The organism is Arthrobacter sp. PAMC 25486 (assembly GCF_000785535.1).
Taxonomy (GTDB): domain Bacteria; phylum Actinomycetota; class Actinomycetes; order Actinomycetales; family Micrococcaceae; genus Specibacter.
This window is the reverse complement of record NZ_CP007595.1, coordinates 2,494,434-2,517,469: the sequence shown is the minus strand read 5'-3', so window position 1 is coordinate 2,517,469 and position 23,036 is coordinate 2,494,434. Positions and strand designations below refer to the sequence as shown.

At 60.8% G+C, this 23,036-nt stretch carries 23 protein-coding genes; 10 read left to right on the top strand and 13 right to left on the bottom strand.

Features of this window, described 5'->3' with window-relative positions:
• The first annotated feature begins 26 nt into the window (after positions 1-26).
• Positions 27-533, top strand: a complete 507-nt coding sequence (locus art_RS11515) for a hypothetical protein (RefSeq protein WP_038465090.1) — start codon at positions 27-29, stop codon at positions 531-533.
• Positions 534-582: 49 nt separating this feature from the next.
• Here art_RS11515 and purL read toward each other — a convergent pair whose 3' ends face one another.
• The 3 genes from purL to purS are packed head-to-tail and all read right to left on the bottom strand — an operon-like array spanning position 583 to position 3,908.
• Positions 583-2,892: a phosphoribosylformylglycinamidine synthase subunit PurL gene (gene purL, locus art_RS11510; RefSeq protein WP_038469831.1), complete on the bottom strand. Its 2,310-nt coding sequence runs from the start codon at positions 2,890-2,892 to the stop codon at positions 583-585.
• Positions 2,893-2,901: 9 nt separating this feature from the next.
• A complete protein-coding gene (gene purQ / locus art_RS11505) occupies positions 2,902-3,654 on the bottom strand; it encodes a phosphoribosylformylglycinamidine synthase subunit PurQ (protein WP_038465088.1) in 753 nt (250 codons plus the stop codon).
• Between the two features lie 2 nt (positions 3,655-3,656).
• Positions 3,657-3,908 carry a phosphoribosylformylglycinamidine synthase subunit PurS gene (purS, locus tag art_RS11500; RefSeq protein WP_038465086.1) on the bottom strand — a complete coding sequence of 84 codons (252 nt, stop codon included), beginning with the start codon at positions 3,906-3,908 and terminating at the stop codon, positions 3,657-3,659.
• 351 nt (positions 3,909-4,259) lie between these two features.
• On the opposite strand from purS, the gene art_RS11495 reads away from it, so the two are divergent.
• Positions 4,260-7,004 (top strand): exo-alpha-sialidase, encoded by a 2,745-nt coding sequence (locus tag art_RS11495; RefSeq protein ID WP_052136337.1) that lies wholly within the window; start codon positions 4,260-4,262, stop codon positions 7,002-7,004.
• Positions 7,005-7,151: 147 nt separating this feature from the next.
• Positions 7,152-8,135, top strand: a complete 984-nt coding sequence (locus art_RS11490) for a GDSL-type esterase/lipase family protein (protein ID WP_052136335.1) — start codon at positions 7,152-7,154, stop codon at positions 8,133-8,135.
• 70 nt (positions 8,136-8,205) lie between these two features.
• Here art_RS11490 and art_RS11485 read toward each other — a convergent pair whose 3' ends face one another.
• From art_RS11485 to art_RS21065, 3 genes are read right to left on the bottom strand one after another with little or no spacing between them, the layout of a single operon-like run.
• Complete coding sequence (locus art_RS11485; protein ID WP_038465084.1) at positions 8,206-9,144, bottom strand: hypothetical protein; 939 nt, start codon at positions 9,142-9,144, stop codon at positions 8,206-8,208.
• Between the two features lie 4 nt (positions 9,145-9,148).
• Positions 9,149-9,322, bottom strand: coding sequence for a hypothetical protein (locus art_RS11480; RefSeq protein ID WP_157875244.1), 174 nt, complete (start codon positions 9,320-9,322; stop codon positions 9,149-9,151).
• On the bottom strand, positions 9,312-9,539 hold the full coding sequence (locus art_RS21065; RefSeq protein WP_157875243.1) for a hypothetical protein: 228 nt from the start codon (positions 9,537-9,539) through the stop codon (positions 9,312-9,314). The genes art_RS11480 and art_RS21065 overlap by 11 nt, the downstream gene beginning before the upstream one ends.
• Before the next feature lie 532 nt (positions 9,540-10,071).
• Here art_RS21065 and art_RS11470 point away from each other — a divergent pair.
• The 3 genes from art_RS11470 to art_RS11460 are packed head-to-tail and all read left to right on the top strand — an operon-like array spanning position 10,072 to position 12,428.
• Positions 10,072-11,475, top strand: coding sequence for an NAD(P)/FAD-dependent oxidoreductase (locus art_RS11470; protein WP_038465081.1), 1,404 nt, complete (start codon positions 10,072-10,074; stop codon positions 11,473-11,475).
• Between the two features lie 46 nt (positions 11,476-11,521).
• Positions 11,522-11,908: an IS5/IS1182 family transposase gene (locus art_RS22950; RefSeq protein ID WP_038465078.1), complete on the top strand. Its 387-nt coding sequence runs from the start codon at positions 11,522-11,524 to the stop codon at positions 11,906-11,908.
• Positions 11,829-12,428, top strand: coding sequence for an IS5 family transposase (locus art_RS11460; RefSeq protein ID WP_082000255.1), 600 nt, complete (start codon positions 11,829-11,831; stop codon positions 12,426-12,428). The genes art_RS22950 and art_RS11460 overlap by 80 nt, the downstream gene beginning before the upstream one ends.
• A gap of 22 nt (positions 12,429-12,450) precedes the next feature.
• Here art_RS11460 and art_RS11455 read toward each other — a convergent pair whose 3' ends face one another.
• Entirely contained in the window at positions 12,451-12,906 is a 456-nt protein-coding gene (locus art_RS11455) for a MarR family winged helix-turn-helix transcriptional regulator (RefSeq protein ID WP_038465075.1), read from the bottom strand.
• A gap of 101 nt (positions 12,907-13,007) precedes the next feature.
• On the opposite strand from art_RS11455, the gene art_RS11450 reads away from it, so the two are divergent.
• On the top strand, positions 13,008-13,232 hold the full coding sequence (locus art_RS11450) for a hypothetical protein (RefSeq protein WP_038465073.1): 225 nt from the start codon (positions 13,008-13,010) through the stop codon (positions 13,230-13,232).
• An 86-nt stretch (positions 13,233-13,318) separates the two neighbouring features.
• Positions 13,319-13,549 carry a hypothetical protein gene (locus art_RS11445; RefSeq protein ID WP_367643733.1) on the top strand — a complete coding sequence of 77 codons (231 nt, stop codon included), beginning with the start codon at positions 13,319-13,321 and terminating at the stop codon, positions 13,547-13,549.
• 103 nt (positions 13,550-13,652) lie between these two features.
• Here art_RS11445 and art_RS11440 read toward each other — a convergent pair whose 3' ends face one another.
• The 5 genes from art_RS11440 to art_RS11420 all read right to left on the bottom strand — a co-directional run bounded on the left by art_RS11440 (position 13,653) and on the right by art_RS11420 (position 18,900).
• Positions 13,653-15,143 carry an aminobutyraldehyde dehydrogenase gene (locus art_RS11440; RefSeq protein WP_038465071.1) on the bottom strand — a complete coding sequence of 497 codons (1,491 nt, stop codon included), beginning with the start codon at positions 15,141-15,143 and terminating at the stop codon, positions 13,653-13,655.
• A complete protein-coding gene (locus art_RS11435) occupies positions 15,140-15,577 on the bottom strand; it encodes a cupin domain-containing protein (protein ID WP_052136331.1) in 438 nt (145 codons plus the stop codon). Before art_RS11435 ends, art_RS11440 begins: the two co-directional genes overlap by 4 nt.
• Positions 15,574-16,932: an FAD-binding oxidoreductase gene (locus art_RS11430; protein WP_253901332.1), complete on the bottom strand. Its 1,359-nt coding sequence runs from the start codon at positions 16,930-16,932 to the stop codon at positions 15,574-15,576. The genes art_RS11435 and art_RS11430 overlap by 4 nt, the downstream gene beginning before the upstream one ends.
• Positions 16,933-17,082: 150 nt before the next feature.
• Complete coding sequence (locus art_RS11425; protein WP_052136327.1) at positions 17,083-17,454, bottom strand: multidrug efflux SMR transporter; 372 nt, start codon at positions 17,452-17,454, stop codon at positions 17,083-17,085.
• Positions 17,455-17,478: 24 nt separating this feature from the next.
• The gene (locus art_RS11420) at positions 17,479-18,900 is read right to left on the bottom strand and encodes an APC family permease (RefSeq protein ID WP_052136325.1); all 1,422 of its coding nucleotides are present in this window, start codon (positions 18,898-18,900) and stop codon (positions 17,479-17,481) included.
• Between the two features lie 213 nt (positions 18,901-19,113).
• Here art_RS11420 and art_RS11415 point away from each other — a divergent pair, with 213 nt between their 5' ends.
• On the top strand, positions 19,114-20,571 hold the full coding sequence (locus tag art_RS11415; protein WP_173425233.1) for an aldehyde dehydrogenase: 1,458 nt from the start codon (positions 19,114-19,116) through the stop codon (positions 20,569-20,571).
• A gap of 98 nt (positions 20,572-20,669) precedes the next feature.
• Complete coding sequence (locus tag art_RS11410) at positions 20,670-21,185, top strand: Lrp/AsnC family transcriptional regulator (RefSeq protein WP_052136323.1); 516 nt, start codon at positions 20,670-20,672, stop codon at positions 21,183-21,185.
• A 170-nt stretch (positions 21,186-21,355) separates the two neighbouring features.
• Here the strand turns inward: art_RS11410 and art_RS11405 are convergent, their stop codons facing one another.
• Positions 21,356-22,999 (bottom strand): PucR family transcriptional regulator, encoded by a 1,644-nt coding sequence (locus art_RS11405; RefSeq protein ID WP_038465069.1) that lies wholly within the window; start codon positions 22,997-22,999, stop codon positions 21,356-21,358.
• Positions 23,000-23,036: the final 37 nt, after the last annotated feature.

Here is a 23,036-nt window from a genome sequence, read left to right as displayed (position 1 = left end):
CCGATCAATGGATGGAGTGCGCCTCCGTGAAGAACCACGAGGACCATGACATGGAAACACGCATGCACAACAGGGCAGGCTTCAAGCAGCCCGCCTTGATGAATCCCACACGGGCGCAGTCACAGCGCGAAGTCCCAGGTATTGAGTTGTTGTACTTCCCGGACCGGGCTGATGTGGCCGTGGGTGAGACCGTGACGTTCACTGCGTGGCTGCTGAACTCCAGGGACGAGGCCCTCACCGAAATTTCCCTGCACCTCAGGTCGCTGAGGAACGACAGGCTCGACGACCTGGCCTACACGGCCGCCCCAACAGCTTCGGAACTTTCACGCCGCACGCTCGGGCCTGGCCAGTCGCTGAGCTTCACGTTGGTGTACAAGGCAACGCCGGCTGATGCCATGGAGGGCGGCTTGTTGATCAGCGCCCTGCGCATGGAGCTTTTCACCACCACCCATGGCAGGCTCGTGAGCGATTGCGACGCCTACGCACAGGTCGTTATCTCGCATCTCGACGAAAAAGCCCCGGCCAACTCGTAACCAGAGTTGACCGGGGCCATTTACGTCTCGATCAGCGAGACCGAAGGTGCTAGCCGAAGTACTTCGGCAGCGTTCCCTCGTGTGCCTCGCGGAGTTCGTCCAGCTCTGCGGTGAACAGTCCCTGGATGTCCAGGGCGTCCCCGGCCGCGTCCACAACACCAATGCGGGCCACCGGGAAACGGCGTGCCGTGCACATGTCGTTGAAGCGGACTTCCTCGCTGCGGGGAACAGCCACAATGGCGCGTCCCTGCGTCTCGGAGAACAGCATCGTGAAGCTGTCAACGCCGTCGCGCGCGGCAACTTCATCCAGTGCCACGCGGGCACCGGTGTTGAAGCGCAGTGCCGACTCGACGAGGGCGGCGCCGAGGCCACCTTCGGAGAGGTCGTGGGCCGAGTCGATCATGCCGTCGCGTGAGGCGTTGATCAGGATTTCGCCCAATTCACGCTCGCGCTCCAGATCAACCTTCGGCGGCAGGCCACCGAGGTGGCCGCGCATATTGGCCCACTCGGAACCGTCAAGGTCATCCGCGGTGGTTCCCAGCAGGTAGATGGCCTGGCCGTCTTCCTGCCAGCCCGACGGCGTGCGGCGCGCAACGTCGTCGAACTTGCCCAAAACAGCCACCACAGGGGTGGGATGGATCGGGGTGGTGCCGGTCTGGTTGTACAGCGAGACGTTGCCGCCCGTGACCGGGATGCCCAACACCATGCAGGCGTCGGACAGGCCGCGAATGGACTCGGCCAGCTGCCACATGACATCCGGATCCTCGGGCGAGCCGAAGTTCAGGCAGTCGGAGACGGCCATCGGAACGGCGCCGGAGGTGGCGACGTTGCGGTAGGCCTCGGCCAGGGCGAGCTGCGCGCCGTGGTACGGGTCCAGGTAGGTGTAGCGGCCGTTGGCGTCGGTTGCCACGGCGAAGCCCAGCCCGGTTTCCTCGTCAACACGGATCACGCCGGCGTCGTCGGGGAAGGCTTGGGCGGTGTTGCCGCCAACATAGCGGTCGTACTGGTTGGTGATCCAGTCCTTCGAGCACATGTTGGGGGAGGCAACGAGCTCCAGCACGGCGGCCTTGAGCTCATCGTTCGTGGCGGGACGGGTGGCGTCCTGGACGGAACCGGTGAACTTGTCAGCCTGCAGCGCATCCTGCCACTCGGGGCGGGCGTACGGGCGGTCATAGACCGGACCGTCGTGCGCCACGGTGCGGGGATCGACGTCGACAATTACTGCGCCGTCCCACTTGATGACCAGGCGGCCAGTGTCGGTGACCTCGCCAAGCCAGGAGTACTCCACGGCCCACTTGTCCATGGCGGCCTCGAACGCGGCAACGTTGTCGGGGGAGACAACAGCCATCATGCGTTCCTGGGATTCGCTCATCAGGATTTCACCGGGTGTCAGCGACGGGTCGCGCAGCAGCACGGAGGTCAGCTCGACTTCCATGCCGCCGTCGCCGTTGGAGGCCAGCTCCGAGGTGGCGCAGGAGATGCCTGCGGCGCCAAGGTCCTGGATGCCCTCAACCAGGGAGCCCTTGAACAGTTCCAGGCAGCACTCGATGAGCACCTTCTCGGCGAAGGGGTCTCCCACCTGGACGGCTGGACGCTTGGACGGCTTGGAGTCATCGAAGGATTCCGAGGACAGGATGGAGGCGCCGCCAATGCCGTCGCCGCCGGTGCGGGCACCGAACAGCACAACCTTGTTGCCCTTGCCTGAGGCGTTGGCCAGGCGGATGTCCTCGTGGCGCATGACGCCAACGGCGAGTGCATTGACCAGCGGGTTGCCCTGGTACACGGAGTCGAACACCATCTCGCCGCCGATGTTCGGCAGGCCCAGCGAGTTGCCGTAGCCGCCGATGCCGGCGACAGCGCCGTGCATGATGCGGGCGGTGTCGGGGTGGTCGATGGCACCAAAGCGCAGCGGATCCATGACAGCCACCGGGCGTGCGCCCATGGAGATGATGTCGCGGACAATGCCGCCGATGCCGGTTGCGGCGCCCTGGTACGGCTCCACCATGGTGGGGGAGTTGTGGGATTCGATCTTGAACGTCACGGCCCAGCCGTCGCCCAGGTTGGTGACGCCGGCGTTTTCGCCGATGCCCACCAGCATGTCCTTCTTCATTTCCTCGGTGACCTTGTCGCCAAACTGACGCAGGTGGTTCTTGGAGGACTTGTAAGAGCAGTGCTCGCTCCACATGACGGAGTACATGGCCAGCTCAGCGGCAGTGGGGCGGCGCCCCAAAACCTTCACGACGTCGTCGAACTCGTTTTGCTTCAGGCCAAGCTCGGCCCAGGGCAGCTCAACCCCGGGGGTTGCGGCGGCGTTCTCGACGGTGTCGATGTTGAACTTCTTCGCGGACTCTGTTGAAATCTCGCTCATTTATTTGTCTCCCAGAAGTGTGTTCAAGACTGAGGTGAAGAATCCCAGGCCGTCAATGCCAGTGTGGCCGGGGCCGTAGCCGTGCTCAACGGCGTGCTCGGGGTGCGGCATGAGGCCCACCACGTTGCCCGCCGCGTTGGAGATGCCGGCGATGTCCCGGCGCGAGCCGTTCGGGTTGCCGCCCATGTAGCGGAACGCCACGCGCCCCTCGGCCTCAAGGGCGTCGAGGGTCTTCTCGTCGGCGATGTACTGGCCGTCCTGGTTCTTCAGCGGAACCGTGATGTCCTGGCCCTGCGTGTAGGCGTTGGTCCAGGCGGTGTTGTTGTTCTCGACACGCAGCACAGTGTCGCGGCACAGGAACTTCAGGTGGTCGTTCTTGATCATGGAACCGGGCAGCAGGTGGGACTCGGTCAGGATCTGGAAGCCGTTGCAGATGCCCAGGACAGGCAGTTTCGCATCTGAATTGGCGGCGTCGATGATCTGCGACATCAGCGGGGCGAAGCGTGAGATGGCGCCGGAACGCAGGTAGTCGCCGTAGGAGAAGCCGCCGGGGATGATGACGGCGTCAACGTCGGCCAGGACGGTGTCGGCATGCCAAAGGTCGACGGCGGTCGCGCCGGACAGGCGGACGGCGCGGCTTGCGTCGCGGTCATCAAGGGTGCCGGGGAAGGTGACAACGCCGATGCGTGCTCCCGCGAGACGGGAATCAACAGGGGCCAGCGTGACCCCGCCAATCAAGGGGGTTTCACTCATGGCTAGTCCGCCACAACTTCAACGTTGACAACGTCTTCGATGACCGGGTTGGAGAGCATGGTTTCCGCTGCTTCACGGGCCTGGGCAAGGATTTCCTCGGTCACCTCGCCGTCCACGGTCAATTCAAAGCGCTTGCCCTGGCGGACGGCGGAGAATGCGGTGAATCCCAGACGGGGGAGTGCGCCAACAATGGCTTTCCCCTGCGGGTCCAGAATTTCGGGCTTGAGCATGACGTCGACAACGATCCGGGGCATCGAAGGAACTCCTGGTGATTAAGAGGGGTGCCGCGGAGGTGCCGTCTTACGCCAACTTATGAGGCCGCTTGGGGGTGGCCTGAAATGTAATAAGGAAAGCGCTCCGCGAGCTTGCCATCCCATTCTACGCAGGGATTCCAAACTGGGGAATTTCAAGGGCGCACATCGCAGGCGCCTTCAGGGCAATGTTTGATCTTAGTCACAATTGGGTTGTCTGCGCAAAATCGTTTTGTGACCGGGCGCACGCTAGGGTGTAGGACGTTCCATGTCCGATAAATCACATCGTGGCGTGGAGCACTTGTGAATTGGGGACAGCCACGCGGCCAATGATGGCCGCTTTGAAAGGACCACATGAAATCCACCGACTTCCAACGCCGATGGAAGCGACCCCGGACGGTCGCCATCGCCGGGGCACTGACTGCAGGTCTGCTGGCCAGCATGGTCGCACCGGCCGTTGCCGATCAGGCGACTGCTTCGACCGCAGCCGTTGGCAGCTATGAAGAACAGATTCTCGCCAAGAACGGCGACAACGCCATCGACCCCGTGCTGGGCGCCAACTACCGCATCCCGGCATTGGCCCACCTAGGTGATGGCATTGTGCTGGCCTCCTACGACGGCCGGCCCTTCGGCGGCGACTCGCCCCAGCCGAACTCCATCCTCCAGCGTCGCAGCATTGACAACGGACAAACGTGGGGCGAGCCCACCTACGTTGCCCGTGGCCAGATGCCCGCCGGCGACAAGCTGGTCTATGGCTTCAGCGACCCGAGCTACGTTGTCGATGACGTCACCGGGGACGTCTTCAACTTCTTCGTCTACTCCAAGGACGTCAGCTTCCAGGAAGGCGGCTTCGGCAACGACGATGCCGACCGCAGGATCACCAGTGCCGCCGTCGCAGTGTCCAAGGACCAGGGTCTGACGTGGTCCATGGACCCTGCCCACATGCCCGTGCTTCCCCCGGTTGACTACACTGCCGATTCTGAGTTTGCCTCCTATGCCGGCCCGTTGATCACCGATGTGGTCAAGCCCGTCGGAGACTCCCACAACATTGGCGGCGTCCAGGGTGTCTTTGCGTCATCAGGCCAGGGCATTCAGCTCAAATACGGTGCGTACGCGGGCCGCCTCATCCAGCAGTTCACGGGCAAGGTTAAGCAGGCTGATGGTCACATCCAGTACCAGGCCTACAGCGTCTACTCCGATGACCACGGCGCCACGTGGCACCGTGGTGAATTTGTCGGAACCGGCATGGATGAGAACAAGACTGTTGAGCTCTCCAATGGCGACGTCATGCTGAACTCCCGCGCCAGTTCGGGCGGAAATGGCGGCCGCAAGGTTGCCATCTCCACGGATGGCGGCACGAGTTACGGCGACGTCACGGTGGACACCTTGCTGAGCGACCCGATCAACAACGCCTCCATTGCCCGCATGTTTCCGGATGCTGCCGAAGGTTCCGCCGAAGCCAAGATGCTCCTCTTCTCCAACGCCAACAGCAACTCGGGCCGCCAAAACGGCACCATCCGCTACTCCTGCAACGACGGCGCCACCTGGAGCGCCGGCAAGCAGTTCAAGGCCGGCGCCATGAGCTACTCCACCGTGACCGCACTCGGTGACGGAACCTTTGGTGTGTTCTACGAAGGCGACCACAACACCATGACCTTCGGCAAGTTCAACGCCGAATGGCTCGATATTGAATGCGGCGTTGAGCTTTCTGCCAAGCCGCTGACCGGCGACAACGGTGTAACGGTCGAGGCCGAGCTCACGCTCGCCAACGGCAGCCAGAACGCCATTGCCGGTGCGAAGGCGAGCTTCGCGCAGCAAAACGCCTGGAACTTCGGCGTTGCGGATTTCCCGGACGTGGCCGCCGGCGCCTCCGCAACCGTCAAGGTTCCCGTGACGATCCCGGCCAGCGCCAAAGCCGGCACCATCAATGTCACGGCCAAGGTCAACTACGGAACCCGCGAATTCAGCGTCGGGGTCCCGGTAACCATCACCGGCGGTGCCGAGGCCATGCTGGGACTGGACGTTGTGGGCTCCCGTACGGACAAGGACCGCGACCTCGACGCCGAACCGTACTCCGTGGGTGAGCAGGTTCCGTATCAGTTCGAAGTGACGAGCCTGGGCAACGTCTCCTCCAATGTTGCGCCAATTTCCGGCAACTTCAACCCGTTCCTGCCACCGGCAGGCGGCAACTGCCGCTGGAAAGATCTGTCGATGTGGGCGAACTACACCTGCGGGACCCCACGTCACACGGTCACTGCCGAGGACTTGGCTGACGGCTTCTTCGTTCCCCAGACCACGTGGGAAGTCAGCAGCACCGGCATGGATACCCAGAACTACGACTTCACCGGTGATGAAGTTGACCTTCTCAAGCGCAACCCTTCCCTGGCGCTGACCATTGCTGATGGAACCGTTACCGACGTCGACGGCGACGGCTTTGCCAGCATTGGCGACATCGTCCGCTACGAAGTGAGCGCCACCAACGACGGCAACGTCCGATTGACCGGTCTCTCGGGAATTGCCGCCATTGCCACTGCAGACATGGGCGATACCGGACTCGCCGTGGGCCAGCGCGAGGTCGGCACCTTCGACCACGTCCTTGATGCGGAAGACATCGCAGCGGCTTCCGTTAGTGGTGTCCAGGTCACCGCCTCGGCATTCAACGGCATCCTGGAGGCAACTGCAGTTGTGGAAGCCGCAGGACGGGATCTCGAGGTTGCTCCGGCTGAACCTGAGACACCGGGCGATACCCCGGGCGAGACACCGGGTGAAACGCCGGGCGAAACTCCGGGCGAGACGCCTGGTGGAACCCCAGGCAACGGTCAACTCCCGGGTGAAAATCCCGGTGCTACGCCGACGGACAAGCCGATCGAAACACCCGGCGCCGTCGTAACACCGACGGATAAGCCGGGTTGGACACCCGGAGCAACGCAGCCGCCGGCACCTGTGGAGAGCGCCTTGTCGACTGAGGCGCAGACCAATGTCAAGGAGGTTCTGGCCACTACGGGCACCAACGCGACAATGCTGGTTCTCGGCGGTTTCCTGCTGCTGGGTCTTGGTGCCCTCGTCGTTGTTCGGACGTCGCGCCGGACGCGTCACTAGCAGAAGTTAATGCTGAGGCCGGCGTCGTGAACGCCAGGCCGAGGTAACAACAAGGGGAGTGGGGGAGGTGGCCAATGCCGCCTTCCCCACTCCTCTTATCTAACTGCCGGGCGGGTTCGTCGCTTCGATGCCGGATAGGATTTAACGATGGTTTCAGTTGCTGCACAGTGGTCCGGAATGTTCTCCATCCAGTACGAAGAGGATGGTGCACAGCGGTTTGAGCGGTTGGATCCCACCAGATATCTGCCACCGTTCACCGATGGCCTGGCTAACCGCGCCGCCATGGCCGCCGGCATCCGGGCTTCCTGGCGCAGCAGCGGAGGGACACTCACCATTGCCGGTGCGGGTGCGCAGGACTGTGCACCCTACGACGTCCTCGTCAATGGTGAGCTTAGCCATCGTCTGCCAGCCACCGGGGCGCACCGCCACGAAATAGTTATGGAGAACCTGGAAACGGGCTCTTTGGTGGAGCTGTGGCTGCCGCACTTTGGCGACTTTCGCCTGCAGGAGGCAAGGTTCGACGGCGCCGGGGTCACCTCCGCCGTCGGGCAGGGTCCGCGGTGGATCACCTATGGCAGCTCGATCACCCATTGCCAGCAGGCCGACGGGCCCACGCAAACCTGGCCTGCACTGGTTGCGGTCCGCAACGGATGGCAGCTGGGCAACCTGGGGTTGGCTGGTGAATGCCAGCTGGATCCGATTGTGGCGGATACCATCGCCCAAACTCCCGTCGACATCATTTCCCTGTGTGTTGGCATCAACAGCTACAACGCTGCCGTGTTTTCCGAGCGCAGCTACGGCCCGGCCCTGCAGGGATTCATCAAGAACGTCCGGGCAGCCCACCCGGAGGTCCCGATCGTCGTCATCACCCCGGTGCTGTCACTGCCCCGCGAGGGGAAGGTCAATGACGTGGGCTGGACGCTTGCCGACTACCGCCGCGCCACGGCCCAAGTTATCGCCACAATGCAGGAACAGGGCGACAGTCGGCTGCATGTCATTGACGGCGCAGCGGTGCTGACCGGGCAGGAAGCGCTCGAGCGATTGCCCGACACCCTCCACCCGGATACGGCCGGCTACGCACTGATGGCCGATCGCCTGGCACCCCAGCTCGCCGCGTTCCTCACCCGCTGATTCAAACGCGGCAGCACCTTCCGGGCTTAAAATGCGAACGCCGCAGCACTCAATGCTGCGGCGTTCGCCATTACACCCCGGAAGGTGCTGCGGCGTCGGACGTCAGTGCGTGGACGGCAGAGCGCAGGCGGTCGCGCAGCACGGCAGCCTCCGCGCTGAAGCCACGTTGTGCCGCAACGTAATCGGCCTTGCCGGAGACGGTCTCAATGCGAATCGGCGGGTACCCCCACTCTGCGAGATCGTACGGTGAGGCCTGCATGTCCATGGCTCGGATGCGCCACGACAGCTCAAAACAATCCATGACGAGCTCACTGGGCAGCGCAGGCGAGAGCTTGTACGCCCACTTGTACAGGTCCATGTTCGCGTGCAGGCAGCCAGGCTGTTCCATGTCGCGCTGATTCTCCCGCGTGGGACGCAACTCATTGAGACCGGACGCCTGCGGAGTGTAAAAACGGTACGCATCAAAGTGCGTGCAGCGTATCCGGCTCTCCTCAACCACCTGGTCCGTGCCCTCAGGCCCCAGGCGCAACTCCAGGTATTCGTGCCTGACTTCGTTGGCATCCTGCTTGTAGACCATGGCCCATTCGTGCAGTCCAAAACAGCCGAATTGCGCCGGCCGGGCAGCTGTTCGGCCCAGAATAATGGCGGCGAAATCCACGGCATCTTTGCGATCGGACAGAAACTTTTGCCGATCAAGCACGACGGCGGGACCTTGGCGAGGTGCCCCGCTTCGTGTGCGTTCGCCGTCGTCCGCTTCCTTGTAAAACTTCCAGCCAAGGCGCTCGAGCGCGGCAGCGCCGGTCAATACTACGCCGGCGCCGGGGTGCCAGCGCGAGAGCTGGCCCGGTTTCTGCGTGTAGTAGGTGAAGAGGAAGTCCTCCACGGGATGCTTTTGGTTGGACGAGCGGCGGGCCAAGTACGGGGTGGCATAGCGGTCGACCCGGGCGTGGTGTGCGGCGGCCTGGGCCTGCCACGCATCCTGCGCCAGGGAATGCGGTGCGGGGATCATGCCTTCAATTATCCGCCATGTAATCCACCGGCCGGGCCGGAAGTGGTGCGGGAACAGGCTGCGCATCCGCACGGGGCAGTGTGGCGGCAGGCGGCTTCACGTCGTCGTTCGCATGGGTGACGGTATCGATCAGGGCCATCATGCTGTGGTGCAGGGCCATGGTGCCGTCACGGTCCATGCCGAGCCGAGCCACAGTGGTCCCCGGCACCGGCAGAGGTGAGCTCAATGGCCAGGGCGCGCTCGCCGGCGGTGTCCTTCGTGAGGGTGAGGTAGCCGAGCGACTCGAGACGCTTGAGCGGTGAAGAGAGGGAGGCTGATTCCAGCAGCAGAGCGCTGCCAATGTCCTTGACCCTGCGGGGTGCCGCACACCCCCGCTCCACGAATGATGTAACCATGCCGAAGAGGAATCCTGCCCAACGGTTGATGCGCTTCATCGGCCACCTCCGCTACGTTTTGGGTCCCGCTAGCAGCGGCTCACTGGACCGTGAGTTGACTCCCGAAAACGAAGAAGCTCCTGGTGTCCCAACAGGCGGTGATCGAGGCGTTTGTGACCGTCGCCAGGACGGACGGCAGCACCTACCTGGTCCCGACGAGCCCGAATGGCCGGTCCCCGCTCTATCCCAGCACTTGGGACGCCCATGCTTTTTCGTGTCTACCGCAGTTTTCTTCGCCCAGGCCGTCAGGAGGGGCGCTATATTAGCGAATTTTCGACGCCGGACACAGGCGGCGGTGTTTGGCTGCGCAGGAGTCTTGTGGCTTTGATAAATTCGCAAGTACCAAACTAACTATTTGTTCTTCTAACAAGAAGAATTATATAAATCTGTTGTATTAATCACATTCATGTTCAATACTTGTGTCTATGAGGCTGCCGCCTGATCGCGGCGTGGCCCGGCTCAGCGGGCCATAAGACAGTGGAGGACTTCAACGATGAACAGCAATTCCATGGGCCAGCCACGGCCAAGTCGGCGCCGATTGCTCATTTCAGGCACGGGCCTGATTTCCCTGGCCGGACTCGCTTTGGCCGGATGTGCCCCGGCGCCTAAGGGCGGCGAAGCCGGGAAGGGTGGGGCCCTCTGGGACGCGATCGTCATTGGCGCCGGCGTCTCAGGTCTTGGTGCAGCTCGCGAGCTTGCCAACGCCGGCAAGAACGTCGTCGTGTTGGAAGCCCGTGACCGCATTGGCGGTCGCATGTGGACCGACACCACCAGTATGGGGATCCCGGTGGAGCGTGGTGGCGAGCTTATTCACGGCTCGGACGTCTCAACCTGGGGACTTGTGGAAGAGAGTGGGCTAAAAACCCGTAAATGGGCAAAGTCGGTGTCCCGTTTCAATACCTCTGGCGTCTGGGTAGACCAGGCCACGTGGGAGTTCTATACGTTCCCTGAGGGCAAACCCGCAGTCCCTAACCCGCTGCCGGAACCCTCCGCCACAGAAACCGCCAGAGACTACATGGAAAAGTTGGGCATCAGGCGTTCCAATTATCCGCTCTCGCTTCTGGTGATCGAGGTGGACAGCGAACAATTTGAGGCCCTTCCGGCCAAGTTCATGGTTGAGGACCTGCAAGAGGCGCTGGATGCCCCACCCGCCGGCATGTTGCCCGACGACGGCTATGGCGACTACCGCGTCTTGGGCGGATACAAGCAGATTCTTGATCCGTTGAAGGCTGGGATCGACATTGAACTGAGTACCCGCGTGCAACAGATTGACTACACGGAGAAGGGTGTCAGCGTGCAAGCCGGCGGTGAAACGTGGGAGGGCAGAAGCGTTGTCATCGCACTGCCCGGAGGCGTCCTGCAAAACGGTGGCATCACCTTCAACCCGCCCCTGCCAGCCGAGCGTACCAAGAGCTTCGAGAATATCGTCTACCTGCCGGTATTCAAGGGGCTGCTGGAGTTTGAACAGCCGGCGGTGCCGGAAGAATGGGATCTGATGGAAACTTACGATGCCCTGCCGCCGGTCATTTGGAACGCCTCGTCTGGCTCGCCCGGCTACACGGGGCAAGTGCTGGTTTCCTGGGCCACCGGCGATGCGGCCCGGGAATTGCTGGAGCTCCCCGAGGACCAGCGCCACCTGGCCTCTCTCGACACTGTCAGGGGAATTGCCGGCGACCAGGGCCTGCAGTTCAAGACCGCCTCCACCTACGATTGGTCAAAGGACGAGTTTGCACTCGGGGCCTACCCTGGACCGTTCTCGCAACACAAAGGCTTGCACGATCCCCTGCGCGACGTCATCTTTTGGGCCGGCATGACGACGAGCACTATCCACAGCTCGCGCGATTCCGGGATCGCTGCGGCCGGGCAGGTGCTGGCGGCATTGCAAGCGAAGGCCTAGGGCGTGTCTCCTAATGGCGTTGTCATTCTTTTGAGATGATTTTCAGGTGAAATCTCGATACGCCGTGCTCTCGAACTTTCAAGGGGAGTTGATCGTGCCGTTCATGCCCCAGCCCACCGGGAAGGCAGGCAGACCGTTCAACGATCACCGCCTGACGACGGAGGGGATCATTTACCGGTACCGGCCCGGGATTCCCTGGCGAGACTTGCCCGAGCGTTTCGGTCCCTGGCAGTCTGTTTGGAAACGCCACCGCCGCTACAGCCTGGACGGGACCTGGGGCCAGGTGCTGGCTGTGCTGCTGACCCAAGCAGACACTGCCGAGCTGATCAACTGGGAGGTGTCAGTGGACTCGACTGTCAACCGGGTCCACCAGCACGGCAGCAACATGGCCCGCCACACAGGGGGAACTGTCGAATTACAAGAATCAGCTTGATGAGCCCTGCGACCATGCGATTGGGAAGTCCCGCGGCGGGCTGACGACGAAGATTCACTCCCTCGAGGACGGAAACATGCGGCCCCTGGTGATTCTGCGGGGCCCTGGGCAGGCCGGTGATTCGCCCATGTTTGAAAACCTCTTTGAAGCAGTGCAGGTGCGTCAGGCCGGGTCAAGGCAAACCCGGACCCGGCCTGTGCGGGGCATGGCCGACAAAGCCTACTCCTCCAAGGCAAACCGGGCCTATTGGCGTGACCGAGGCATTCAATGCGTCATTTCGGAAAAGGAAGACCAGAAAGCCAACCGCAAACGTAAAGGATCCGCCTGCGGCCGTCCTGTCAGCTACGACAAAGAAGCATACAAACGCCGAAACGTCGTCGAACGCAGCTTCAACACCCTCAAGCAATGGCGTTCCCTGGCCACCCGCTACGACAAACTCGCGGTCGTCTACCGAGCTGCAGCCGTCCTCCAAGCCGTCGTCATCTGGAGCGCCGCCGTCACATTAGGAGACACGCACTAGGCCCCCTTCGTGAAATCGTTAGTTATCGGTCATCGGCGTGGGTGGCTGCGTCAATAAGGGCCATCATGCTGGTGTGCAGGGCCATGGCGCCTTCGCGGTCAAGGCCCAGCCTGGCCATCATGGTGCCGGGGACGGACAGTGCCTGCTGGCGCAGCGCGGCGCCTTCGGGTGTGAGGTCGACGGCGAGGGCGCGCTCGTCGGTGGCATCCTTGGTTCGGGTGACGTATCCCAGGGTCTCAAGGCGCTTCAGGAGTGGGGAAAGCGTGGCCGATTCCAGCAACAAGGCGCTGCCGATGTCCTTGACGCGGCGCGGCGCCTCTTCCCACAATGCCAACATCACCAGGTATTGGGGGTGGGTTAGCGACAGTGCCGTCAGCACGGGTTTGTAGGCGGCGATGACGCTGCGTGAGGCCACGCTGAGGCCAAAGCACAGTTGGCGCTCAAGCAGCAGGTCGTTCTCAATGGTGCTCACGGACACGCTCCCTCATTTAGTTAGTGCACTAACTAACAGGGTACTATGGATATTATTGACATGATCACCCGGGTGTTCTCCACCCCCGCCCCACAAGGATTGCAGCCATGCCGAAGATGAATCCAGCCCAACGGTTAATGCGTTTTACCGGACACCTGCGTTACATTCTTGGCCCTGCCAGCAGCAGCCCGCTGGATCATGAAATGACGCCCGAGAACAAGGCGCTGCTTGTCAGCCAACAGGCAGCGACGGATGCTTTCACCACTGTCACCCGGGCAGATGGCAGCACCTATCTCGTCCCGAAGGACCCGAATGACCAATCGCTGCGCTAACCCTGCGGGACCGTGCCTTTGCCCTCTTTCAGGCGTAAGCTGAAGGAATCTCGCACACAAGGTTCTCCTGTGGAGAGGGGGTGTTGATGATGACGAGCGGTGAAAAGTTTGTGGATAAATTCATGCATGCCACCGACAAGTTTCAGCACGTCTTTGGACCAGCTGATCAAGGCGACATGGATTCCCCCGTGGTGCATCGCCATGACGACAGTGAAGACAGCAGCGATGAGCAACTGTCGCACTATGACGAGCGCACTGATTCAGATGGCCACCATTATGCAATCCGCAAGGACGAGCAGCCGGCTGAGGAACACTGACCCGCCGTTAGCGCCGCTTCAAAAACTGCCCCGCAGAAAACGACGAGAATTCAACGATTTCGTGGAATTCTCGGCGATTTCTGCGGGTTACTTTTTTTGAAGGTTAGTCGGCGCGGTGCTTGAAGACCGTGTCCTGCCAGTCCTTGTGTGCAGCGGTGTCATGGGAAATCAGCACGTGTTTGATATTCGTGTACTCCTCGAAAGAATACGAGCTCATGTCGTTGCCAAAGCCAGAGGACTTGTACCCGCCGTGTGGCATCTCCGAAACAATCGGAATGTGTTCATTGATCCACACACAGCCGGCCTCGATTTCGGCGGCGGCACGCATAGCCAAGGTGACGCTGCTGGTCCAAGCCGAGGCGGCAAGGCCGAAGGGGGTGTCGTTGGCCAACGCGATGGCCTCATCATCTGTTTCGAAGGGCAGCGCAACAAGTACAGGGCCGAAGATTTCTTCCTGCACAATTTCGCTATCTTGGGCTGCGCCCACAATTAACGTTGGACGGAAGAAGGCGCCTGGCAGCTCAGGGGCGAGACCGCCGGCCAGCGCCGTGGCACCTGAAGCCACCGCGCGTTCCACCATAGAGGCGACCTTGGAGCGGTGGTTTTCTGAGACCAGCGATCCCATGTCGGTGTCCTCCAGCAGAGGGTTGCCAACCACCATGGTATTCATAAGTCCCGCAACCCGGGCCGTGAACTTGTCAAACACGGAGGAATGCACATAGGCGCGTGTGGCCGCCGTGCAGTCTTGGCCTGCATTGATGGTTGAAGCCGCCACTGCACCGTGTGCTGCGGCTTCCACATCAGCATCTTTAAAGACAATGAACGGAGCCTTGCCGCCGAGCTCCAGATGGACACGTTTGCCTGACTCAGCAGCCATGGACATGACATGGCGGCCAACGCTTGTGGAACCTGTAAAGGAACACATCTGCACCAACGGGTGCCTAATGAGTGCCTCGCCCACGGTGCGGCCGGGTCCTACCAAAACGTTGATGACACCAGCCGGGATCCCTGCCTCGGTGGCGATCTCGGCAAAGAGCAGGGACGTCCCTGGGGTGATCTCGCTGGGTTTGAGCACAACGGTGTTTCCGGCGGCGATGGCCGGCAAAACCTTCCAGGCTGCCATCTGCAGCGGATAGTTCCACGGCGCGATGGAACCCACCACGCCGATGGCCTCGCGGCGGATCATCGAGGTGGAGTTTCCGGCGTAGTCACCAGCGGCAAGCCCCTGGATATTCCGGGCTGCACCGGCAAAGAAGTTCACATTGTCGATGGTTCCGGGAACATCAAAGTTGTGGGACATGCGCACCGTCTTGCCGGTTTGTGCAGTCTCCACATCTGCCAATTCGCCAGCGCGGGCCGCAAGCGCCAAAGCAAACTTCAGGAGGTGGCCGGAGCGCTCGCCGGGAGTCAGTCGCGACCATGCCGGGAATGCCGCGCTGGCAGCCTGGACCGCCAACTCGAGATCTTCAAGGCTGGCCTGGTCTACATCTTCAGCTTTTGCGCCCGTGGCGGGATTCACTCGGGGAACGGACTCGCCCGAACCGACCAGATAGGAGCCATTGATGTACTGGTGTCCTTGAATAAACATTGTCATTGCTGCTGCCTGTCACTAGAAGTTGCCGCAGTGGAGTTATCGGGCGTCACGTAGACCTTGCGCAGTGTCTCGGTGATGGTCCATGTTGTTTTCATGCCCTCGCTCAGGCGCATCAAGGTGCCAGGAAGTAAATCGACGGCTTGTTTGGGTAGTCCGCCGAAGGGGTCGATGACGACTTGACCACGGCCTTCGATGACGATGAAGATCTCTTCAGCTTCGACGTCGAACATGGTTCCTGTGCTCATCTCCCAGACACCGAACTTGGCGCCGGCCAGGACACCCAACCCTACGGCACCGGTGGTGGGGTGGTCCCCGCCGTTCTGCTCGGGAGCGACGGGGGTATGTGCCAGTTTCAAGGCTGCGACATCCACTGTGGCTCCGCCGGGCAGGGTTGGCGCGGTGGTGGGAGTTTTTGGCTCAGTCGAGTGGCTCATGAGTCGAATCCCATGCCAAGCGCGTCCATAGTCTTCAAGAAGAGTCCGCGTTTGCCTTGATTGCGGTCGGCCCTGGCCAGCTCGCTGGTCATCATCTTCACGCCAACCCAGGCGACAGGCTCCGGCGGGAAGGGGATGGGCTTCTTCTTGACCATTTCCAGCTCTGTGCGCTGGGTGGTCTGGCCGGAGAGCAGGTCAAGCAGCACATTGGCGGCGAAACGGGTGGCGCCCACACCTAGTCCGGTGAATCCGGCCGTGTAGGCAACCCGGCCATTGTGCGAGCTGTCAAAGAAGGAGAAGAAGCGGCTGCAGGAATCGATGGCGCCGCCCCATGCGTGGGTGAACTTCAGCCCCTGCAACTGCGGGAAGGTGAAGTAGAAGTGGGCAACCAGAGTCCGGAATGTCTCCGGATTCTGGTCGTATTCCGGCTTGACCTTGCCGCCGTAGAAATACTCGGCGTCGTACCCGCCAAAGAGTATGCGGACAGCACCATTGGCGTCACGGGTCATGCGGTAGTAATGGAAACGGTTGTTTAGGTCGGCCAGCCCCTGCTCGTCCTTCCATCCCAGTGACTCGTACTGTTCTTCAGTGAGAGGTTCGGACATGACGGAGTAGTCATAGACGGGAATGGTGAAGAGATGGTGACGCTTGAGCAATGAGGGGAAAACGTTGGTGGCAAGAGCCACGCGCTGCGCCTTGGCTCGCCCGGCTACTGTGCTGACAACAACGTGGCCACCGGCATCTTCGAGCCCTGTCGCGAAGCTGTGTTCGAAGATCCGAACACCCAGTTCCAGGCAGACTTGACGCAGGCCCCAAGCCAGCTTCGCGGGGTTGAGCATGTAGGTGCCGTCGCGGTCCCACAAGCCTGCCTTGTAGACAGGAGAATGCACGCTGTCCTGGACTTCCTTGCGATTCATGAATTTCAGGGTGGAGTCCAGTTCCGCCTCCTTGCGCAGCCACTCCACCTGGTGGTCCTCGGTCGCCAGTTTGAGTACGCCTGAGGGGTTGAATTCACAATCGATGTTGTATCGCTCCACTGTGGCGGCCAGTTCCCGCAGGTTGTCTAGCCCAAGCTCATGCAACAAGTCATTTTCCTTGGGCAGGTGCTGGCGTCCGTTGGATTCACCATGCACCAGTGACGCTTCACAAAAGCCGCCATTGCGACCTGAAGCTGCCCAGCCAACGGTTTGGCCTTCCAGCAGCGTGACCGAACGGTTGGGGTCACGTTCCTTGGCCATTAAGGCAGTCCATAGGCCGGAGTATCCGCCGCCCACTACCAGCAAGTCAGTTTCCACGGTCCCTTCCAGCGCCGGAAGTGCCTCCGGGCGTTCGGGATCGTCCAACCAATAGGGCACAGCACTAGCGCCTTGTAAGGCTGCTTCAAGCACGGAGACATTGTAGGATTCCGCTACATTTTCATAAATACTCATTTTGTTACTTTCATATCGTGGAGCTTGCTGTGGGGTTGGCCCGCTGCCAGGCCAGCCCCACAGTCTGGTGGTAGATCAGCTGTGTGGTTGTTGTTCCAGCACGATGACTGCAGATGGGGTTGCCTCCGGTGCCGCCGCGCCCAAGTTGATCATTGCCACTCCCGCAGCCGTGACCAAAATTCCTGCAATTTGGATCGTGGTGAGGCGCTCGGAGAAGAGCACCACGCCGATCAGTGCAATGGCAATGGTTCCTGCCGCCGACCAAATGGCATAGGCCATACTCAGTGGCACATGCTTGAGAACAAGGCTGAGCAGGTAAAAGGACGCCACGTAGCCAAGCACTGTGCCGACGCTGGCAAGTGGCTTGGTGAATCCGTTGGACACCTTCAAAAGTGTGGTGGCGATAATCTCGAATGCGATTGCGCCGACGAGCAGGAACCAGTGCATGTGTGTTGTCCTTACGCTTTGTGACTAGGCGTCCGATGATTCGCGGGTGGCAGCTTTTTTGGCGTCGTCTTTTTTGACGAAGATCCAGATCACTACTCCAGCAGCCAGAACGCACAGGGCAATGGCCAATTCCTTGAACCCTCCATAGCCCGTCACTGAGAAACCGGTGGCTCCGACAACGAGGATGACCGCCATCACGACCGTCAGCGCAACGGACAGGGGGACGAAAAAGGACGGAAGCCTGATAGGGCGCTTGGCATCGGGGCGGTCCTTGCGCAGAATGAAGAAGCCTGAGACTGCGAAGATATGGGTCAGGATGTAGCCGAGGTTGCCTGTAACAATGATGGCGAGCGGGGACTTCAAGACAACAAGAACAACAATGTTCAGGATCAGCATGACGTTCAGGGCACGAATCGGGATACCACGCTTATTGAGCTTGCCAACGGCGCGGATGGTGATGCCGGATTTGCCCATGTTGAACAGAACCCGGGAAGCGTCAGCAACAGACGTGGTCATGATCAACAGCAGTGATGCAATCAGGCACAGAACCATGATGTCGGAGGCTCCGCCAACCAATGAACCGAAGCTCGCCACAAAGAAGGTGGCCGGATTCTCCTGGATGGCAGCCTCGCCAGCGTAGCCGCCCAAGGTGATCGGGACCAAGAAAAAGACGCCCAAGCAAAAGAGCACGGCAGCCTTGATGGCCTTGGTGGTGTCCTTGACTGAGTCTTTGTACTCAGGGGCGAACGTGGCGCAAACCTCAATACCAAAAGTGGTCCAAGCCATGATGTAAAGCCAAACAAGCGCCTTGTGGAAGCCGGCCATGCCGTGCAGGTTCCAGGTCAGTTCCCCCGGATTCCAGTCGGCGCTGAACAGCGGCAGGACGATGAAGGCGAACAGGGGAATCATGAGGATGCCGGCTGTGACGTAGACAAACGCCATCGTCAGACGAACGCCGATGATGTTGATCAGGTACATGAACAAGATGACGGCAATACCGATTACGATCGGCAGGCTCAGCTCGAAGGGGCCAAGGTTGACAACCCATGTTGAATTGGGGAACCACTGAGCTTGGATTAGGGCGCCTGTGATGGCGCCGTATGTTGCCAAGTTGGTGCCCCACGGGAACCAGTAGCCGACGCTGGCCAATGGTGCCACCCAGGGGGCTCGCTTCTTCCACGCTTCTGCGGCGTAGTGGGTGATGCCGCCCGAAGAATCCGGGAACATGGTGGCAAGTTCCGTGTAGATCCAGTTGACGCCCATAGCGAGCAGCATCGAAATGGCCCACAGAACAGCCGCACCCCAACCGCCCAGATCGGCAATGGAGGCGCCAAGTGTTGCGATCAACGCGGCCGGCATGGTCATTGACATGGCGAAACCATCGAACCATCGCATCTTCTTCGGTAATTGCTCAGTGCTCTCAGGGAGCGTCAACTGCTCAGACATGCTTACCTCTCTACATCGGTGGTTGTTTCTCGGACAGCTAGTTATTGGATCAAGTAGTAGCCTGTCAAATTTGTTGTGAAAGTCAATAGATGGATCAATATTTGTATTTTCAGCAAGAAATGTTTCAAATTTGATGTTGACGTCAAGTGTAACCCGGCTATAGTGATCTACATCATCATTTGAAGAACAGCTCAAGAAAGGGACATTGAATCAATGACCGCCGTAATGGTGCCCACACGCACACAGCTTTTCATCGCCGGAGAGTACTCAGACGGAAGCGGGCAGGAGCGCTATGACGTAATCAGTCCGTCCACCGGAGAGTTCATCGCCTCAATCCCGGTCCCCACCGAAGCGGATTTGGATCTGGCCGTAGCAAAGGCCCACGAAGCCAAGGGCTCCTGGCAGAAGCTGGGCGTATTCAAGCGCGCAGAAATCTGCCACAAGATCGGCGATGCGCTCGAAGCTCGCGTCGATGAGCTCGCCCGCATTCAGTCCACCGAGCAGGGCAAGCCGCTGGCTGAGTCAATAGCCGACGTCAAGGAAGCCGCTCAGCTCTTCCACCTGCATGCGCAAGATGCCATCCGGCTAAATGGCGAGACCATCCCTTCTTCGGACACCGACAAGCGCATGTTCACCTTCCGTGCCGCAGTTGGCGTCTGGGGCATTATCACGCCCTGGAACTTCCCGCTGCTCATGTTCGCAGAGTTCGTTGCTCCCGGTTTGGCCACGGGCAACGCCCACGTTGTAAAGCCGCCGGCAAACACGGCACTCACAGTCCTGGCCGCCATGGAATGTCTCGTTGAAGCGGGCCTGCCTGAAGGGCTCGTCTCCATCCTTCCCGGTGAAGGAGACTTCGGTGCCAAGTTGGTTTCCCACGATGGCATTGACGCCATCGGCTTCATCGGTTCGTCAGCAACAGCGGCCAAGATCCAGAAGACGGCAGGCTTGAAGCGCTCCATCATGGAATGCTCAGGCAACGGTCCCGTCGTCGTGCTGGCTGACGCCGACCTCAAGCGCGCAGCCAAGGCTGCCGTTGATGGTACCTACTTCTGTGCCGGCCAGGTCTGCTGCGCCACCGAGCGCGTCATTGTCCACAAGGACATCCATGAGGCATTCGTCAAGGAGGTTTTGGAGTACGCCAAGGCAACCGTCAAGCTGGGTGACCCCTTCGCGGAGGACACCAACCTTGGCCCGTTGAACAACGAGCTGGTTGCCGTGAAAATGGACACCCACATGGCGGACGCCCGTGAACGCGGCCTCGATATCCTCATGGGCGGCCAGCGCAGCACCGCCTTCCCTACTAACCTCTACTACGAATTCACTGTCGTGGACAACGTGACCGAAGACAGCCTGCTGGGTAGAGAAGAGTCATTCGGTCCCGTCCTGCCCATCATTGTTGGTCAGGACGATGACGACATCCTGCGCATCGCCAATGCTGACGCTCTGGGTCTGCAGGGTGCGGTCTTCACCCGGAGCATGAAGGCTGCTTACCGCTTCATGGAAGAGTTGGAAGTTGGCCAGGTTGTTGTCAACGACTCCAACGGTTGGTGGGATATCAACATGCCGTTCGGCGGTGCCGGCGGCAAGGGCACCGGTTGGGGTCGCATCGGTGGTGTCCACACACTGCTCGACATGACTGACCTGCGCACAGGTGTTATCCACCTCAGCTAAGGTAATTGCTAGGAGCGGCTGTGGCGATGCAGGTGTATCGCCACAGCCGCACCCACTTAATAAGGGATTAGATCAAGCCACAGCCCGAAGGACTCGCCATGACCGAACTTGACGACATTGACCGCCAGCTTATTGCAGTGCTCCAGCTTGATGGCCGCAAATCATTCAAGGATATTGCCGAGGAAACCGGCATACCGGCGTCTTCGGTGCGGTACCGGGTCCAGCGCCTGGAGGAGTCAGGCACGCTCCAGATCGTTGGAATCGCCAATCCGCTCTCGATTGGCTTTGACCGGCTTGCGCTGATAGGCGTGCGCTGTGCGCCCGGGAAGGCAAGGAAAGTATGCCAGGCTATGGCCGAGCTGGAAGAGTCCAGCTATGTTGTGCTCACAACCGGAAGCTATGACGTCATGGTTGAGGTGGTGTGCCGAGATCTGGCGCACTACACGGAACTGCTCTATGACCGGCTGCAATTGATCGACGGCGTGTCTGCAACGGAGACATTCTTTGTGCTTGAAGCCCACAAGCTGGCCTATGGTTGGGGAGTCGGACCGGCACCTCTTTTGGCCAACGGCCACAGTGGCAGCCAGCAACCCGCAGGGCAGCAAATACGCTAACCAAAAATAACCCGAAGCAGCTGCTTGAAGACACCGCAAAATCGCGCTTCTCGATCACTACAGCGGATCGGCTATTTACGCCGGAGGCAATCTTGTTGTCAAGCTCAGCGACGACGAAGTGGCACGGCCGCGTCTGTGTGAAGGGCTTGGCTATGCGTCCCTGAGGTCGTCTACGGTGATTCTCGCCGTAGGTTGTGCACGAGCAATGCCACGTGGAGCGATGTGCGCGATTCAGCGTCGTTGAGGTCGACGGCGAGTAGTGCTTCTAGCTTCGCGAGGCGTGCGTATACGGTTGGCCGGCTGAGGTATCCGCTGCGAGCCAGCGAGGCTTTGTTGCCGCCGAATTCCAAGTACTGTCCGAGGAGGTCCAAGAGTCCTTCCCGGCCCTGGGCTTCTGCATCGAGAATGCCGGCGAGTTCGGATTCTGCGAATTGCTGGACACGGGGGTCGTTACGCAGCAAGGTCAGCAGGCCGCGAAGCCGGACGTCCGTGGCGCGGTAAAAAGGCCGATCTGGGCTGTGAAGCGTTGCTGCTGTTTCCGCCACGAGCGCAGCCTCGTTGATTCCTGCCGCTGCTTCGAGAAGTGTTCCGCGGAGGCGGCCGACGCCGATTCTCCATCGGGCGGTTACTTCGCTGGCGTTGGCGGCCAGTCTGTCTGTTAGTCGGTCTAGTGTTGGCGTTTCTAGTTGCCTCGCGGGTAGCGCGAGGACCATGCCGATAGAGCCAGACTGGATGCTTGCCGTCAGGGCGCTGCCGGCGATAGATTTCAATGTTTCAGCCAGGAGCTCGAGCAGTTCGCGTTCCTCCTGCTGGCGTGCGAGCGGGTCGTCGGGCGGGGGGGTGGTCCCCAAAGTGATGTTGCTGCGTGGTGCTGTCCGGAATACCAAAGGGAGGTAGAAGGGAGCGCGCTTGAGTCCAAGGGACCCGGTGCGGGCCAAGGCCTCGGCCTCACCCATTCCTCGGGGGTTGCGGAGAATGTTGAGCAGACCGGCCTGGGCCTGGTGGGCAAGTTCGCTTTGATCGCGTTCTGCCAGCCGGTTGATGGCCAAGGCCTGGGCAGCACGTTCGAGGACTATGGACGTCATCTCGTCATCTTCAACGGCAGTAGGGACCACCAGACGGCCCCACAGTTGGCTCCGTACTCCGACCGGGACCTGTAGCCATAGTTCGGGGCCGGTGCGGGCTGTCCGGGTGGAGGAGGGTGTTGTGCGGGAGCGCCGTTCCCAATCTTCCAACAGTTCCGTAGTGGCCATCCTGTCGGAGGCGTAGGCGAGCACCAAGTGTTGGAGGTCTTCGAGGACGACGGGGGCGCCGATCATGGCCGCGGCCTGTTCGACCACCTGCTGCGTCTCTGCGCTCTCCAGGCTCAGCACGGTGAAGACTTCGTGGACATCCCGGGCCCGTTCAACCCTCTCGAGCTGTTCGGCGACGATCATCCGGTGCACGGTCTCCGTGATGGCTACAAAACGAACCCGGCGCTCGAGCGTGATGACCGGCAGTGCTGAGTGTTGGGCCGCCGCCTGCAGTGCCGCAAGACTACGTGTGCGCGGCCCCGCCAGCTCCACGATGAGACCAGCGGCGCCTGCCTGTTCCAGCGAGCGGATGTAGGAGGCTGTGCAGCTAGGATCCTTGTCCAGCTCAAGTCCCGTTGTCAGGACTAGCTCCCCGCCCGAAAGCAGGCCCGTCACATCAAGTAGTTCACTCACGTGAACCCAGCGCACGGGGACATCCAGGGCGGCCGCGCCACCCAAGATGGAGGGTCCGGCATCGTTCACCACGGCAAGGTCAAGGATGGAGCGGAGGGTTGGCAGCATTTACATAGTGTAATTCAGATGGAGTATGTATTTACAC

Excerpts from the sequence above, each read along its gene's own strand:
- purQ (WP_038465088.1), bottom strand. The coding sequence starts at position 3,654 with ATGAGTGAAACCCCCTTGATTGGCGGGGTCACGCTGGCCCCTGTTGAT.
- purS (WP_038465086.1), bottom strand. The coding sequence starts at position 3,908 with ATGCCCCGGATCGTTGTCGACGTCATGCTCAAGCCCGAAATTCTGGAC.
- art_RS11495 (WP_052136337.1), top strand. The coding sequence starts at position 4,260 with ATGAAATCCACCGACTTCCAACGCCGATGGAAGCGACCCCGGACGGTC.
- art_RS11490 (WP_052136335.1), top strand. The coding sequence starts at position 7,152 with ATGGTTTCAGTTGCTGCACAGTGGTCCGGAATGTTCTCCATCCAGTAC.
- art_RS11485 (WP_038465084.1), bottom strand. The coding sequence starts at position 9,144 with ATGATCCCCGCACCGCATTCCCTGGCGCAGGATGCGTGGCAGGCCCAG.
- art_RS11480 (WP_157875244.1), bottom strand. The coding sequence starts at position 9,322 with ATGGACCGTGACGGCACCATGGCCCTGCACCACAGCATGATGGCCCTG.
- art_RS21065 (WP_157875243.1), bottom strand. The coding sequence starts at position 9,539 with ATGGTTACATCATTCGTGGAGCGGGGGTGTGCGGCACCCCGCAGGGTC.
- art_RS11470 (WP_038465081.1), top strand. The coding sequence starts at position 10,072 with ATGAACAGCAATTCCATGGGCCAGCCACGGCCAAGTCGGCGCCGATTG.
- art_RS11450 (WP_038465073.1), top strand. The coding sequence starts at position 13,008 with ATGCCGAAGATGAATCCAGCCCAACGGTTAATGCGTTTTACCGGACAC.
- art_RS11445 (WP_367643733.1), top strand. The coding sequence starts at position 13,319 with ATGATGACGAGCGGTGAAAAGTTTGTGGATAAATTCATGCATGCCACC.
- art_RS11440 (WP_038465071.1), bottom strand. The coding sequence starts at position 15,143 with ATGACAATGTTTATTCAAGGACACCAGTACATCAATGGCTCCTATCTG.
- art_RS11435 (WP_052136331.1), bottom strand. The coding sequence starts at position 15,577 with ATGAGCCACTCGACTGAGCCAAAAACTCCCACCACCGCGCCAACCCTG.
- art_RS11425 (WP_052136327.1), bottom strand. The coding sequence starts at position 17,454 with ATGCACTGGTTCCTGCTCGTCGGCGCAATCGCATTCGAGATTATCGCC.
- art_RS11420 (WP_052136325.1), bottom strand. The coding sequence starts at position 18,900 with ATGTCTGAGCAGTTGACGCTCCCTGAGAGCACTGAGCAATTACCGAAG.
- art_RS11415 (WP_173425233.1), top strand. The coding sequence starts at position 19,114 with ATGACCGCCGTAATGGTGCCCACACGCACACAGCTTTTCATCGCCGGA.
- art_RS11410 (WP_052136323.1), top strand. The coding sequence starts at position 20,670 with ATGACCGAACTTGACGACATTGACCGCCAGCTTATTGCAGTGCTCCAG.
- art_RS11405 (WP_038465069.1), bottom strand. The coding sequence starts at position 22,999 with ATGCTGCCAACCCTCCGCTCCATCCTTGACCTTGCCGTGGTGAACGAT.